The organism is Roseateles sp., from assembly GCF_044373315.1.
In the GTDB taxonomy this organism is placed as follows: Bacteria; Pseudomonadota; Gammaproteobacteria; order Burkholderiales; family Burkholderiaceae_C; genus JACDQM01.
Map to the genome: position 1 here is coordinate 1 of NZ_JBILQK010000027.1, position 14,721 is coordinate 14,721.

Annotated in this window: 13 protein-coding genes; 6 read left to right on the forward strand and 7 right to left on the reverse strand. The window is 66.3% G+C overall.

The window, feature by feature from the left end:
* Together ACIQ67_RS08520 and ACIQ67_RS08525 are read left to right on the forward strand one after the other, a co-directional pair.
* The coding region (locus ACIQ67_RS08520; RefSeq protein ID WP_397533937.1) for an FAD-dependent oxidoreductase at positions 1–474 on the forward strand (474 nt) is incomplete at its 5' end.
* Positions 475–564: 90 nt separating this feature from the next.
* Positions 565–2,115, forward strand: a complete 1,551-nt coding sequence (locus ACIQ67_RS08525; RefSeq protein WP_397533938.1) for a methyl-accepting chemotaxis protein — start codon at positions 565–567, stop codon at positions 2,113–2,115.
* A gap of 47 nt (positions 2,116–2,162) precedes the next feature.
* Here the strand turns inward: ACIQ67_RS08525 and rpiA are convergent, their stop codons facing one another.
* From rpiA to ACIQ67_RS08545, 4 genes are all read right to left on the reverse strand, one after another.
* Positions 2,163–2,834: a ribose-5-phosphate isomerase RpiA gene (gene rpiA / locus ACIQ67_RS08530; protein WP_397533939.1), complete on the reverse strand. Its 672-nt coding sequence runs from the start codon at positions 2,832–2,834 to the stop codon at positions 2,163–2,165.
* 81 nt (positions 2,835–2,915) lie between these two features.
* A complete protein-coding gene (locus tag ACIQ67_RS08535; protein WP_397533940.1) occupies positions 2,916–4,385 on the reverse strand; it encodes a carotenoid oxygenase family protein in 1,470 nt (489 codons plus the stop codon).
* 9 nt (positions 4,386–4,394) lie between these two features.
* Positions 4,395–4,838 (reverse strand): DUF2141 domain-containing protein, encoded by a 444-nt coding sequence (locus tag ACIQ67_RS08540; protein ID WP_397533941.1) that lies wholly within the window; start codon positions 4,836–4,838, stop codon positions 4,395–4,397.
* Between the two features lie 145 nt (positions 4,839–4,983).
* Entirely contained in the window at positions 4,984–6,108 is a 1,125-nt protein-coding gene (locus ACIQ67_RS08545) for a 3-deoxy-7-phosphoheptulonate synthase (protein WP_397533942.1), read from the reverse strand.
* 96 nt (positions 6,109–6,204) lie between these two features.
* Between ACIQ67_RS08545 and ACIQ67_RS08550 the strand changes: the two genes are divergently transcribed.
* Complete coding sequence (locus ACIQ67_RS08550; protein ID WP_397533943.1) at positions 6,205–7,245, forward strand: quinone-dependent dihydroorotate dehydrogenase; 1,041 nt, start codon at positions 6,205–6,207, stop codon at positions 7,243–7,245.
* An 88-nt stretch (positions 7,246–7,333) separates the two neighbouring features.
* Positions 7,334–7,837, forward strand: a complete 504-nt coding sequence (locus tag ACIQ67_RS08555) for a hypothetical protein (protein ID WP_397533944.1) — start codon at positions 7,334–7,336, stop codon at positions 7,835–7,837.
* A gap of 24 nt (positions 7,838–7,861) precedes the next feature.
* Here ACIQ67_RS08555 and parC read toward each other — a convergent pair whose 3' ends face one another.
* The 3 genes from parC to ACIQ67_RS08570 are packed head-to-tail and all read right to left on the reverse strand — an operon-like array spanning position 7,862 to position 13,270.
* A complete protein-coding gene (parC, locus tag ACIQ67_RS08560; protein ID WP_397533945.1) occupies positions 7,862–10,201 on the reverse strand; it encodes a DNA topoisomerase IV subunit A in 2,340 nt (779 codons plus the stop codon).
* A 43-nt stretch (positions 10,202–10,244) separates the two neighbouring features.
* The gene (locus ACIQ67_RS08565) at positions 10,245–11,282 is read right to left on the reverse strand and encodes a histone deacetylase family protein (protein ID WP_397533946.1); all 1,038 of its coding nucleotides are present in this window, start codon (positions 11,280–11,282) and stop codon (positions 10,245–10,247) included.
* On the reverse strand, positions 11,282–13,270 hold the full coding sequence (locus ACIQ67_RS08570; RefSeq protein WP_397533947.1) for a DNA topoisomerase IV subunit B: 1,989 nt from the start codon (positions 13,268–13,270) through the stop codon (positions 11,282–11,284). Before ACIQ67_RS08570 ends, ACIQ67_RS08565 begins: the two co-directional genes overlap by 1 nt.
* Before the next feature lie 75 nt (positions 13,271–13,345).
* Here ACIQ67_RS08570 and ACIQ67_RS08575 point away from each other — a divergent pair, with 75 nt between their 5' ends.
* Both ACIQ67_RS08575 and ACIQ67_RS08580 read left to right on the forward strand, forming a co-directional pair.
* A complete protein-coding gene (locus ACIQ67_RS08575) occupies positions 13,346–14,569 on the forward strand; it encodes an MFS transporter (RefSeq protein ID WP_397533948.1) in 1,224 nt (407 codons plus the stop codon).
* 8 nt (positions 14,570–14,577) lie between these two features.
* Positions 14,578–14,703, forward strand: a complete 126-nt coding sequence (locus tag ACIQ67_RS08580) for a hypothetical protein (protein ID WP_397533949.1) — start codon at positions 14,578–14,580, stop codon at positions 14,701–14,703.
* Positions 14,704–14,721 lie beyond the last annotated feature (18 nt).

Consider the following 14,721-nt stretch of genomic DNA (forward strand, 5'->3'; position numbering starts at 1 on the left):
CACGGCTGGCCGGTGCCGCTGCTGCCGGTGGCCGGCGCTGGCTACGCGATTGCCGATGGTCGCGGCGGTCTGTGGTGCGGTGCCACTGCGCAGGACGAGGATCTGGATCCCAGCCTGCGCGTCAGCGACCACACGCTGAACTTGGCGCAGTACCGCAGCCTGGCCGGAATGCCAGAGGTGCCAGCGCTCGACCTGCCGCCGCAGGGACGCGTCGGCTGGCGCCTGCTGAGCCCGGACCGGCTGCCGGTGCTAGGGGGCTTGGTCGACCCCGCCTACGCCGGGCGTGATGATCAGGTGCGTCTGATGCCGCGGCTGCCGGGCCTGGCGATCTGCACCGCGCTGGGCTCACGCGGCATCGGCTGGGCGGCCCTGTGCGGTCAGGTCCTGGCCAGCCGGCTGAGCGGCTCGCCGGTGCCGCTGGAGGCAGGGCTGTTAGACGCGCTGGATCCTGGGCGCTGGCCGCACAAGACATGAGGCGCAAGCCTCATGCCGGGGCCAGTTTCTGCCGATAACCAGCTGCGATGCAGCAAATCCACCGCCTGCGCGCCCGCAACGGAAACCAGCATGTTCGAATTCTTTCACCACCGCAGCATCGGCCAGAAGCTTGGCCTAGCACTAGGCACCGTCCTGCTGGTGTCCTTCATCGGCGCCGGGCTGGGTTACACCGCGCTGGCACGCGTGGCGCACCAGTCGGAACTGATGTATGGCCAGGACCTAGCGGCCGAACGCGCGGCAAGCGACTGGTACCGGAACATCACCAATGGCGTGAACCGCACCAGCGCGATTGCCATCAGCACCGACGCAAGCCTTGCCGAGTTCTTTGCACCGTCAGCGGCCGCTTCCACCAAGCAATCCAGCGAACTGCAGAAGGAGCTGGATGGGTATATGGTGAGCGCAGCTGAGCGCAGCATGTTTGACAAGCTCTCAGAGACTCGCAAGGCCTACCTTGCCAGCCGCGACGCCGTCAGCGCCGCTAAGAAGGCTGGCGATGCCGAAGCGGCTCGAAAGATCTTCGATCAACAGTTCCAGCCGGCGGCCGCTCAGTTTCAGGAAGCTATCCAGGGCATCGTGCAGCACAAGCGCGCCGCACTTGATGCCGCTGCCAAGCACGTCAGCGAGACCAACTCACGTGCCCGCACTGCACTGTTGGTGTTCTCTCTGATCGCCCTGGGCATGGGCGTGTGGATGGCGCTGGCCCTGTCGCGAAGCATCGCATCGCCCCTGCGCGGTGCTGTCGGCGTTGCGGAGTCGATTGCTCACTTTGACCTGACCCGCCAGGTACCCCACGGCTCGGGCGACGAGACCGGTCATCTGTTGCATGCTTTGCGGGAAATGCAGTCCCAGCTCCTGAAGCTGATCGGCGATGTGCGCGGCTCGGCTGAAAGCATCAGCACCGCCAGTGCCGAGATTGCCACCGGCAATCACGATCTGTCGGCGCGCACCGAGCAGACCGCCTCCAACCTGCAGGAAGTGGCGGCGTCGATGAGCCAGCTGACCGGCACTGTGCGGCAGACCGCCGACTCGGCGATGACAGCCAACCAGCTGTCCGCCTCTGCCGCCGAGGCCGCGCAGCGCGGCGGCAAGGTCATGGGCCAAGTGGTCTCCACCATGGACGACATCAGCACCAGCTCGCGCAAGATCTCAGACATCATCGGCGTCATCGATGGCATCGCATTCCAGACCAATATCCTGGCGCTGAATGCAGCGGTCGAGGCCGCGCGTGCTGGCGAGCAAGGCCGGGGCTTCGCGGTCGTGGCCAGCGAGGTGCGTTCGCTGGCACAGCGCAGCGCCGATGCGGCCAAGGAAATCAAGACCCTGATCAATGCCAGCGTCGAGCGCGTGGACAGCGGCTCACGCCTGGTACAGGACGCCGGCGGCTCCATGCAGGAAATCGTCGCCAGCGTGCAGCGGGTTGCAGACATCATCGGCGAGATCAGCGCCGCCGCGCGCGAGCAGGCCGACGGCATCAACCAGGTCAACGCAGCCGTCACCCAGCTTGACCAGATGACGCAGCAGAACGCAGCGCTTGTCGAGGAATCGGCCGCAGCAGCGGAAAGCATGAAGGACCAGTCGCAGCGCCTGGGTGAGGTGATCTCGGTGTTCAGGCTGCGCTGAGCCCGGCAGCACTCAGGCGCTTGGCTTGAAAGGCTGCCTGCACAGACTCAGAAACTCAGCGTCTTCACGCCTTCAGCGGTGCCCAGCAGGCAGACCGAGGCGTGGTTGCGGGCGAACACGCCCACCGTCACGACGCCGGGCCACTGGTTGACGTCGGCCTCGAAGGCCTGGGGGTCGTTGATCGCCAGGCCGCGCACATCGAGGATGTGGCCGCCGTTGTCGGTCACCACGCCTTCGCGCAAGGTGGCCACGGCACCCAGCGCCGCAAAGCGGCGTGCGATCTGCGCCGCCGCCATCGGGATCACCTCCACCGGAAGTGGGAACTTGCCCAGGGTCTGCACCAGCTTGGATTCGTCGGCGATGCAGACGAAGCGCTCGGCCAGGTCGGCGACGATCTTCTCGCGCGTCAGCGCGGCGCCGCCGCCCTTGATCATGTGGCCCTGGTGGTCGATCTCGTCGGCGCCGTCGATATAGACCGGCAGGCTGGCGACATCGGCCGCCTCCAGGATGCGGATGCCCAGCGCGCGCATGCGCTCGGTGGATCGCACCGAGCTGGACACCGCACCGGCGATGGCGCGGTCGCTGGCGGCCAGCGCATCGATGAACTTGTCTACGGTCGAACCGGTGCCCACGCCGACGATGGAGCCCGGCTGCACATACTGCAGCGCGGCCTGGCCGACGAGGGTTTTCAGTTCATCTTGGGTCAGAGGCTTGTTCATGGGATCGGGGGCAAAGCTGCTAAGGAGGAGATAGGCGCATTATCCCAGCGCGCCCCCAAGCCCTGCCCCCATCAGACCGAATCAGCTCGCGTAGAACTTGCCGTGGAAGCCATAAGGCACCCAGTACGGCAGCCAGACGCGCGCCAGCGGCCCGGCACTCAGCGCTTCGGCATCGAACACGCTGGCGAAGCTGAGGCGGCGGCGCAGGTCGTAGCCCATGCCGACCAGCCAGCCCTCGCCCTCACGCTGGCTGCCGGGCTTGGGCACCAGCACATGCTCTTCCACCACCACGTCGGCGCCGAACACGAAACGCTCGCGCTGGCCGCTGTCCAGGTCCAGTCGCATCAGCGCATTGGCGCCCCAGCGCGCGGCCGCATCAGCGGCATGGGTATAGAAGACCTGGCGATGGCGCTGCGCCACCACGCGCGGATCTACCACCGGAAACTCCACCGCCTCATCGCGGCTGTCCTGGCGCAGGCGGCCGCTGGACAGCGACAGATGCAGCACAGCAGGTGTCGAGGCACTCTCTGCCGGCCGCTCGCCGCGCATCAATTGGCCCGCTTCCACATTGAACTCGGTCATCGGCGGCGAGCGCACATAGTCGAGGTGGATCTCGTCGCCCTCGTCCCAGGCGTTGCCGAAGTGGAACATCATCGTGGCCGGCATCTCCAGCAGGCGCTGGCGCTGGAAGTCGGCCTTGTCGATGACCAGCACGCGCGTGGCCTCGCCGGCCTGCCAGCGCATCGCCTGCACCATGCTCTGGCCGGCGCGGACCGCCTGCATGTCCAGGCTGAGCGGCGGCAGGAGGAAGATCAGATGGCGCTGCGAGACCACAAAGTCATGCACCATCGCCGGCACTGGCAGCTTCAGCACCGCATGCCTCAGCAGCTGTCCGCGCGGAGAGATCTGATAGACCACCAGGCGGCCGTTCATCGTGCCGAAGTTCCACAGCGTGCCGTCAGGCTCCAGCTTGGGATGGGCTGAGAAGGGCATGCCTTGCAGATCAGGCGCCCAGGCCTTGGGGCCGCGGGTCTGCAGGTTCTGCGCATCCAGCTCATAGGCGCTGCCGCCCTCCCACAGCGCATACAGCCGGCCATCGAGCTGCATCACGCTGGTGTTGGCGGTATTCAGACTGTCCGCGCCGCGGATCGGCAGTTCCGGCTTGATCGCCGTGCCCAGGGTGGGCAGCATGAAGCGGCCGGCCTCTTGCTCGGCGCGGAACTTGTTGGTGTTGACGAAACGCGCCTGGTGGCGCACGCCGCCATCTTCAAAGTGCCAGGCCTGCAGCAGGCCATCGCCGTCGAACCAATGCTCATAGCGGCGCCCGGCGCGTTCCATCAGGCCGGGCCCGTTGCGGTAGTACACGCCGCGCAGACCCTGCGGCAGGCGGCCCTCGATGCTCAGGCCCTGCGCCTGGCGGCCTTGGCCGTCCCAGCCTGCCAGCGGAGCCAGTTCCGGTGCGCCGGCCGCGAAACCTGCAGGCGCCGCGGCGATCGCCGATGAGCCGAGCAAGGTGCAGAGGCCCGCCATCAACAACTCACGTCTTTGCATGGCGGCCCCTCAGTTCAGCTTGACAGCGACACGGGAGCCGTTGGCGGTCGAAAGCACCGCCGCTTCGAAGCTTGGTGGGCCGAAACCACCGGCGGCATTGTTGGAGAAGCCGAAGGGTTCGAGCGGCATGCCAACCGGATTCATGTCCAGCCGGCCGTTGCCGTTCAGGTCATGGACGATGCTCAAGGCCAGCGCCCCTTCGGGCAAGCCGCTCATCTGAATCGTCAGTTTCCCAGCGATTGCCGACGCGGCTGCCGCACGCTGCACCGCCACGGGCTTGCGCAGCCAGTTCTGCGCATCGGCGAAGACGGCTACGAGCAGATGGCCCTCGGTGGAAGCCAGGCCCTGGACTTCGACTTCCAGATCGGCCGCGCGGGCAGCGCCAGTCAAGCCCAGGCCAAGAGTTGCTGCCAGCAGGGCCGCCAGCGGGCGCTTCGTGAGATCGTGTCGCATGCCTCATCTCCAGGTTCAGTGAAAGTAGCTGAACTCTAGAAAGACAAGGTGTGGCCTGCGAGCCACCTGCGACAAAACACAAGCGCATGTCGCCAACAGCTGCTGGCGCGGCGCGAACGGCTTGCGCCGTCAAGCCGCCTTTGGATCAGCGGCTGCGACGCGCGCGCACCGCGGCAGCCAGTTCGCGCAGCAGTGGCTCGGTCTGGGCCCAGCCAAGGCAGGCATCGGTGATGGAGACACCCGGCTTCAGATCGGCCTTGGTCTGGCCGTCCAGCAGGTCCTGACGGCCCGGCTGCAGATGGCTCTCGATCATCACGCCAGTAATGCGGGCGTCACCGCCGGCGATCTGGCCTGCGACATCGCGGCCCACATCGATCTGGCGCTCATACTTCTTGCTGGAGTTGGCGTGCGAGAAGTCCACCATCACCTGCTCGCGCAGGCCGGCGGACTTGAGCGCGTCGCAGGCAGCGGCCACCGACGCCGCGTCATAGTTCGGCGCCTTGCCGCCGCGCAGGATCACATGGCAGTCGCGGTTGCCACGGGTCTCGAAGATCGCGGCCACGCCCATCTTGGTCATGCCCATGAAGGCATGGCTGGAGCTGGCGGCCAGCACCGCGTCCGACGCCACCTTGATGCCGCCATCGGTGCCGTTCTTGAAGCCCACCGGGCAGGACAGGCCGGAGGCCAGCTGGCGGTGGCTCTGGCTCTCGGTTGTCCGCGCGCCGATGGCGCCCCAGGCGATCAGATCGCTGATGTACTGGGGCGACAGCAGATCCAGGAATTCGGTGCCCGCCGGCAGGCCCAACGCCGTCACGTCCAGCAAGAGCTGGCGCGCAAGCCGCAAGCCCTCGTTCATGTGGAAGGAACCATCCAGGCGCGGATCATTGATATAGCCCTTCCAGCCCACCGTGGTGCGCGGCTTCTCGAAATAAACGCGCATCACCACCAGCAGATCCTGGCTGAGCTCGTCGCGCAGGGTCTTCAGCAGGCGGGCGTAGTCCATCGCCTGGTCGTGGTCGTGGATGGAACATGGGCCTACCACCACCAGCAGACGGTCGTCCTGGCCGTGCAGCACGGCGCTGATTTCCTGGCGCGAACGCTCGACCAGATCCAGCGCGGCGTCAGGCACGGGCATTTCATCGAACAGCAGGGCCGGTGAGATCAGCGGCCGCACCGCGCCAATGCGTGTGTCGTCCGTGCGGGTGCTGTCGATTGTGGCGTCGACGGAACCGACCTCGCGGTCGTGCTGGTGGTCATCAAGAGGCTTCATGGCAGGGTTCGCGAATCAGGGTTGCGGGCATTATCGGCGCCACCAGGGACTGGATGGGGCGATGCGACAATTCAGACACCTCTTCGTCTGCGCACCATGGCCCTCGTCCCCTACGCCCTCACCCGCCCCTTTCTGTTCGGTCTGGATCCTGAACATGCCCATGAGCTCACCCTGGGATCCATCGCCCGGCTGCAGAACACGCCGGCCCAATGCCTGTGGGCGCAGGCCCGCATCGACGACCCGGTGATGGTGGCCGGGCTCAAGTTCCGCAACCGCATCGGCCTGGCCGCCGGCCTGGACAAGAACGGCCGCTGCATCGACGGCCTGGGCGCGATGGGCTTCGGCTTCATCGAGGTGGGCACGGTGACGCCCAAGGGCCAACCGGGCAATGACAAGCCGCGGATGTTCCGCCTGCCGCAAGCCGAGGCGCTGATCAACCGCCTGGGCTTCAACAACGAGGGGCTGGACAGCTTCATCGCCAACGTCAAGCGCGCACGCAGCTTCCGCGCGGGCGGCGGCCTGATCGGCCTGAACATCGGCAAGAACGCCGCCACGCCGATCGAGAACGCGGCGGACGATTACCTGATCGGCTTGAACGGCGTGTTCCCGCATGCCGACTACATCACCGTCAACATCTCCAGCCCCAACACCAAGAACCTGCGCGCGCTGCAGAGCGACGAAGCGCTGGACGCCCTGCTGTCGCAGTTGCAGACGCGCAAGCAGCAGCTGGAAGCAGCCAGCGGCCGCAAGGTGCCGATGTTTGTGAAGATCGCCCCTGATCTGGACGAGGCCCAGGTGGCGGTGATTGCGCAGACCCTGCTGAAGAACCGCATCGACGGCGTGATCGCCACCAACACCACGATTGCCCGCGACGCCGTCAAGGGACTGCCGCATGCCGAGGAGACAGGCGGCCTGTCCGGCCGGCCCGTCTTTGAGGCCAGCAACCGGGTGATCCGCCTGCTGCGCGCAGCGCTCGGCACCGGCTACCCCATCATCGGCGTCGGCGGTGTGCTCAGTGGTGAGGATGCACGCACCAAGCTGCAGGCGGGTGCCGATCTGGTGCAGCTCTATACCGGCCTGATCTACAAGGGCCCGGCCCTGGTTCGCGAGTGTGCCCAAGCCATGGCTCGCGCTTGAGCGGAAGCGGACTGTCGGCCGTTTGGCCAGGGCCTGCGTTGTGCATGGGTTCTGCCCGTCGACCCGCAGCAAGCGCAGGAGCTCGCGAATGAATCAGCAAACAGCCCTCCATTGGCTTGTCGCCACCAGTGTCGCCCTGTGGGGTGCCGCATGCGCCGTGGCCGCCCCTGCAACGCCATCGCCGGAAGGCCAGCCCAGCGAGGCCTTGTGCACCGCCCACTACGACCAGCAGTCGCGCCAGCTGGCCAAGCGCCTGGTCGAAAGCCCGGACGCCACCAAGGCCTCGCTGCGGGCCGAGCTGCAGCAGGTGCTGCGCCGCGGCACAGCCTTCGTGGGCCATGCCTACCTGGACTCCACCCCGGAGGCACAAGCCAAGGCCAAGCTTGAGCAAGCCAAGCAGGAACTTGCGCGCCTGACTGCGGCAGAGTTGGCTCAGATCGAGCCCGTCTGCGCACGCATGGCCGCCGCACTCCGCAAGGACGCGCCCGGCTGGCAGCGTCTGATCGCCGATCGGCTGGCCGAACGCCGCGCCGAACGGCTGCTGACCAGCGCGCAAGCCGAAGCGGACAAGAAGAAAGTGCCGGGCCCGTGACCAGGCCGGCCCGCTGACGGCCCGTCAGCCGCCCGACAGCACCCTCAGCACCTTCTGCAGCCCTTCAACCGATTTGCCTTTGCGCGCCCGCTTGCCGGCATAGCCTGCCAGGGCCGCACCCTTGATCAGTTCTTCCTTGGGCTTGCCACCGCGGCCGCTGCCCTGCACAAGCAGGGTCTGCGTGAAGGCCGCGGTGCTGACCAGGGCGTCTTTGGCTTCCAGATCGATCAGCGTGAGCCCGCGCCCGCCCTTGGGCTGGTGTTTGAGCTCGTCCAGCGGATAGGTCAGCAGCCGGCCTTCCAATGACAGGCATGCCAGCTGCACACCCAGCACCTCGCCAGCTGGCACCGGACTGGGCGGGAGCGGCTTCTCCTCGCCTTCCAGGCTCAGGAAGGTCTTGCCGGCCTTCTGACGCCCGACCAGATCACCCGTCAGCGCGATCAGGCCAAAGCCCCCTGTGCCGGCAAGCACCAAACGCTGAGTCGATGCGGCTGCAAAGTAGTGCGCGATCGAGGTGCCCGACTCCAGCTCGATCAAGGTGGTAATGGGCTGGCCATCGCCACGCCCACCCGGCAACAGGGACACCGGCACCGAGTAGACCCGGCCGTTGCTGCCGAACACGATCAGCGGGTCGACGCTGCGGCAGGGGAAGACGCCGTAGAGCTGGTCGCCGCTCTTGAAGGAGAGCGCGGCGGCATCGACCTCATGGCCTTTGAGCGCGCGCACCCAGCCCTTCATCGACACCACCACGGTGACCGGCTCGTCCACCACCTTGATCTCGGCGACGGCCTTCTTCTCTTCCTGGATCAGCGTGCGGCGCTCGTCGCCATAGGTCTTGGCGTCGGCCTCGATCTCCTTGACGATGGTGCGCTTGAGCACGCCGGGGTTGGCGAGGATGTCTTCCAGCTTGGCCTGCTCGTCGCGCAGCGCCTTCAGCTCCTGCTCGATCTTGATCGCTTCCAGTCGTGCCAGCTGGCGCAGGCGGATTTCGAGAATGTCCTCGGCCTGGCGGTCGCTGAGATTGAAGCGTTCGATCAGCGCGGCCTTGGGCTCGTCGCTGTTGCGGATGATGCGGATCACCTCGTCGATGTTCAGCAGAACCAGCTGGCGGCCTTCAAGCACATGGATGCGATCCAGCACCTTGGCCAGGCGGTGCTGCGTGCGGCGATGCACCGTGGCCTGGCGGTAGCCCAGCCACTCGACCAGGATCTGGCGCAGGCTCTTCTGCACCGGCCGGCCATCGGCGCCGATCATGGTCATATTGACCGGCGCGCTGCTTTCCAGGCTGGTCTGCGACAGCAGCGTGGTGATCAGTTCCTGCTGCTCCACGGTGCGGCTCTTGGGCTCGAACACCAGGCGAACCTTGGCCTCCTTGCTGGATTCGTCGCGCACACCGTCCAGCACCGACAGCAGGGCCGCCTTGAGCTGCAGCTGCTCTGCGCTGAGCGCTTTCTTGCCGGCCTTGACCTTGGGGTTGGAGAGTTCCTCGATCTCTTCGAGCACGCGCTGAGAAGAGACACCATGCGGCAGCTCGGTCACCACCAGCTGCCACTGGCCGCGCGCCAAGTCTTCGATCTTCCAGCGTGCGCGCAGCTTCAGCGTGCCGCGGCCGCTGCGGTAGGCGGCCTTGATGTCATCGCTTGATGAGATCAGCTGGCCACCGCCCGGATAGTCAGGCCCCGGCAGCAGCGCGAACAGTTCGTCGTCGCTCAGCTTCTCGTTCTTCAGCAGCGCCACGGCGGCGGCGGCGACCTCACGCAGGTTGTGGCTGGGCACCTCGGTGGCCAGGCCCACGGCAATGCCGCTTGCGCCGTTGAGCAGCACGAAGGGCAGGCGTGCGGGCAGCTGCCTGGGCTCCTGCGTGGAGCCGTCATAGTTGGGAGTGAAGTCGACCGTGCCTTCGTCGATCTCGTCCAGCAAGAGGCGCGTGATCGGTGCCAGCCTCGCTTCGGTGTAGCGCATCGCGGCAGCGCCGTCGCCGTCGCGGCTGCCGAAATTGCCCTGGCCGTCTATCAGCGGATAGCGCTGGCTGAAGTCCTGCGCCATGCGCACCAGGGCGTCGTAGGCGGCCTGGTCGCCATGCGGGTGGAAGCGGCCCAGCACATCGCCGACCACGCGGGCGCTCTTCACCGCCTTGGGGCCGCTGGCCGTGGTGAAGGCCAGGCCCATGCGCTCCATCGAATACAGGATGCGGCGCTGCACCGGCTTCTGGCCGTCGCAGACATCGGGCAAGGCGCGACCCTTGACCACAGACAGCGCGTACTCGAGATAGGCACGCTCGGCGTATTGGGCCAAGCCGGGATCGTCACCGCTGGCCGTCGGCTGCGGACGGGGATCGTCGAAATCGAAAGTGTTCTGGTTCATGTTCGTTCGCTGGCACCGGACAGGCCGGCGCCTGTGGGGTTCTTCAGCTCAGGTCCTCGAAACCCTGCAGCACTGCCACGACGTTGTGGCCAATCGCTTCGGTGGCATAGCCGCCTTCCTGCACGAAGAGCGTTTGCAACTGCATCGAGCGCAGCGCCTGCCCCATGCGGCGGAACTCGGGGCGGTCCAGCTTGAAGTGCGAGATCGGATCGCCGCCGTAGGTATCCACCCCCAGCGAGACGATCAGCAGCCCGGGCGCGTAGGCGTTGAGCTGGTCCAGTGCCTTCTCGAAGGCCTCGAACCAAAGCTCATTGCTGCTGCCCGCCGGCAGCGGTAAGTTGGCATTGAAGCCCAGGCCGGCGCCGGCACCGCGCTCGTCCGCATGGCCGAGGAAAAAAGGGAACTCGGTCTGCGGGTCGCCGTGCACGCTGGCGTAGAACACATCGGCGCGCTCATAGAAGATCGCCTGCGTGCCGTTGCCATGGTGGTAGTCAACATCCAGGATGGCGACGCGCTCCACGCCGGCGTCTCGCGCGGCTTGCGCCGCGACGGCTGCGTTGTTGATGAAGCAGTAGCCGCCGAAGAAATCCGCGCCAGCATGGTGGCCCGGCGGGCGGGTCAGTACATAGGCGCTGCGTTCAGCGTCCTTTAGCAGCAGATCAAGCCCGGTCAGCGTAGCCTGGGCGCCCCAGTAGGCAGCCTCCCAGGTACCGGCGGTCAGCGGCGAGCCGCTGTCCATCGAGTACAGGCCCATGCGGGCCGCAAAGCTCTTGGGTTCGACGTCCGAGCGCAGTGTGCGCACCGGCCAGACAGCCGGAAAGGCTTCGCCCTCGCCGCCCGTGGCCAGCCATTCGGCATACGCCCCTTCGATGAAGCGCAGATAGGCAGGCGCGTGGACGCGCTCGAGCGGCGCGCGGCCGTGGTCGACCGGCGGCAGGATTTCGCCCAGGCCGCTGGCCTGCAGCGCCTTCAGCACATAGTCGGCCCGCGCCGGCACCTCGAAGGCTTCGACCAGGCGGCCGCGGAAGAACTCCTTGCTAGCGGCGTGCGCGCCGTGGTGTCCGTTGTAGATGCTGCGCATCAGATGTCCACCTCGACGGAGTCGCCATGCAGCTCCATCAGCTCGCGCCGCGAAGCGGCCTCGCCCTTGCCCATCAATTTGTTGATCGCCTCTTCGGTCTGGCCAAAATCCAGCGCGCCGTAGGCGATCGGCATCAGTCGGCGGGTTTCGGGGTTCAGCGTGGTGTCCCACAACTGCTCGGCATTCATCTCGCCCAGGCCCTTGAAGCGGCTGATGGTCCAGCTGTTTTCCTTGGCGCCTTCCTTGCGCAGCTTGTCGAGTGCGGCCGTCAGCTCGCCCTCATCCAGCGCATAGATCTTGGCCGCCGGCTTCTTGCCACGGGCCGGTGCGTCAACCCGGAACAGCGGCGGCCGCGCGACGAACACATGGCCCGTCTCGATCAGCTTGGGGAAGTGGCGGAAGAACAGCGTGAGCAGCAGCACCTGGATGTGCGAACCGTCCACATCGGCGTCCGACAGGATGCAGATCTTGCCGTAGCGCAGATTGGAAAGGTCGGGCGTGTCGTTCTTACCATGTGGGTCCACGCCGATGGCCACCGAGATGTCGTGGATCTCGTTGTTCTTGAACAGCAGATCGCGCTCGACTTCCCAGGAATTCAGCACCTTGCCGCGCAGCGGCAGGATGGCCTGGGTCTCCTTGTCGCGGCCCATCTTGGCGCTGCCGCCGGCCGAATCGCCCTCGACCAGGAACAGCTCGTTATGCAGCAGATCGCGGCTTTCGCAATCGGTCAGCTTGCCGGGCAGCACAGCAACACCGGAGCCCTTGCGCTTTTCGACCTTCTGGCTGGCGCGCTGGCGGGTCTGCGCCTGCTTGATGACCAGCTCGGCCAGCTTCTTGCCCTGCTCCACATGCTGGTTCAGCCACAGCTCCAGCGCCGGTTTCACATAGGCCGAGACTAGGCGCAGCGCGTCGCGCGAGTTCAGGCGTTCCTTGGTCTGGCCCTGGAACTGCGGGTCCAGCACCTTGGCCGAGAGCACGAAGGAGGCGCGCGAGAACACATCGTCGGGCATCAGCTTGACGCCCTTGGGCAGCAGCGAGTGCATCTCGATGAAGCCCTTGATCGCACCGAACAAGCCGTCCTTCAGGCCCGACTCGTGCATGCCGCCGGCCACCGTGGGGATCAGGTTCACATAGCTCTCGCGCATCACGGCGCCGTCTTCGGTGAAGGCCACGCACCAGGACGCGCCCTCACCTTCGGCGAAATTCTCGGCTTCGGACGCGGTGGCGAACTGCTCGCCCTCGAACAGCGGAATCAGCGGATCGGCATTGAGCGACTGCATCAGGTAGTCGCGCAGGCCGCCCTTGTAGAGCCAGGTCTGCAGCTCGCCGCTCTTCTCGTTCTTCAGCGTCACCGTGACGCCAGGCATCAGCACGGCCTTGGAGCGCAGCAGGTGCACCAGCTCGTTCTTGGGCAGCTCGGCCGCCTCGAAATACTTGGCGTCGGGCCAGACACGCACCGTCGTGCCCTGCTTGCGGTCGCCGCTGGCCGTTGGCCGCACGCTGACGGGCTCGACCACATCTCCATGCTCGAAGGCCAGCTTGGCCACCTGCTTGTCGCGCCAGACCGTCACCTCCAGCCGTTTGGCCAGCGCGTTGGTCACCGAGACGCCCACGCCGTGCAGGCCGCCCGAGAAGCTGTAGGCGCCGCCCGAGCCCTTGTCGAACTTGCCACCGGCGTGCAGCCGGGTGAAGACGATCTCGACCACCGGCACGCCCTCTTCCGGGTGCAGGCCGAAGGGGATGCCGCGGCCATCATCCTCGATGGAGATCGAGCCATCGGCATGCTGGACCAGGTCGATGCGCTTGCCGAAGCCGGCCAGCGCCTCGTCGGCCGCGTTGTCGATCACTTCCTGGATCACATGCAGCGGGTTATCGGTGCGGGTGTACATGCCCGGTCGCTGCTTGACGGGCTCCAGGCCTTTCAGGACGCGGATCGACGCCTCGCCATAGGTAGCCGGACTGCTTGGGGAATTCGCTTTGGTCGCCATGGGCGCGGATTCTAGGCACTGCGCAATGCGCCCAAAGAGACAGCGACCCTCTCCGGCTTTGGCTACAGTGCATGGATGTCTGCCCAAATTCCCGCCGCACCCAAGTTGTCGATGAACCAGGTGCTGCTGTGCGGCGCGCTGATCGTCACTCTGTCGATGGGCATCCGCCATGGCTTCGGCCTATGGCTGCAGCCGATCACCATGGACCGCGGCTGGACTCGCGAGACCTTTGCCTTTGCGCTGGCGATCCAGAACATCGCCTGGGGCATTGCCGGCCCGGTGACCGGCATGCTGGCGGACCGCTTCGGCGCCTTCAAGGTGCTGGTGGTGGGGGGCATCCTCTATTCGCTGGGCCTGGTGCTGATGGCGCTGTCGACCTCGGGCCTGGCCTTCACCGGCAGCGCCGGCCTGCTGATCGGCCTGGCGCAGTCGGGCACCACCTATGCTGTGATCTATGGTGTGATCGGCCGCAATGTGGCACCGGAGAAGCGCTCCTGGGCCATGGGCGTGGCCGCGGCGGCCGGTTCCTTCGGCCAGTTCCTGATGGTGCCGGTGGAAAACTGGCTGATCGCCGGCACCGGCTGGCAGAACGCCTTATTCGTGCTCGCCCTGGCCGCCTTGCTGATCGCACCGCTGGCCTGGGGCCTGCGTGAACCCGCGCAGATGGGGCCGACTGGCGGCCACAAGCAGAGCATTGCGCAGGCGCTGCGCGAAGCGTTCGGCTACCGCAGCTTCCAGTTGCTGATGCTGGGCTACTTCGTCTGCGGTTTCCAGGTGGTCTTCATCGGCGTGCACATGCCCAGCTACCTGAAGGATCAGGGGCTGAGCCCGCAGGTCGCCACCTACGCGCTGGCGCTGATCGGCCTGTTCAATGTGTTTGGCACCTATATCGCCGGCAGCCTGGGCCAGCATTACCCCAAGCGCTACCTGCTGTCAGGCATCTATGCGCTGCGCTCGGTGGCCATCGTGGTCTTCCTGAGCGTGCCGCTGACGCCGACGAGCGTCTACATCTTCTCGGCCGTGATGGGCTTTCTGTGGCTCTCCACCGTGCCGCCGACGAATGCCATCGTGGCGCAGATTTTCGGCGTGCAGCACATGTCCATGCTGGGCGGCTTCGTGTTCTTCAGCCACCAGATCGGCAGCTTCCTGGGGGTCTGGCTGGGCGGCAAGCTCTACGACTCCAGCGGCAGCTATGACATCGTCTGGTGGCTGGCAGTGGCGCTGGGCGTGATGGCGGCGCTGGTCAATCTGCCGGTGCGCGAACAGGCCATCAGCCGACCGGCGCTGGCACCGGCCTGAGTGTCAGTATGCGCAAGAGCCTCAGAATCCTGGTTTGGCTGCTGCTGGCAGCGACGCTGGCCGCGGTCTTTCTGGCCTATACCCAGCCGGCGCTGATGGTTCAGCTCTCCGAGCAGCTGTGGGCCTGCTTCTGAAACACACTGGAATGACAC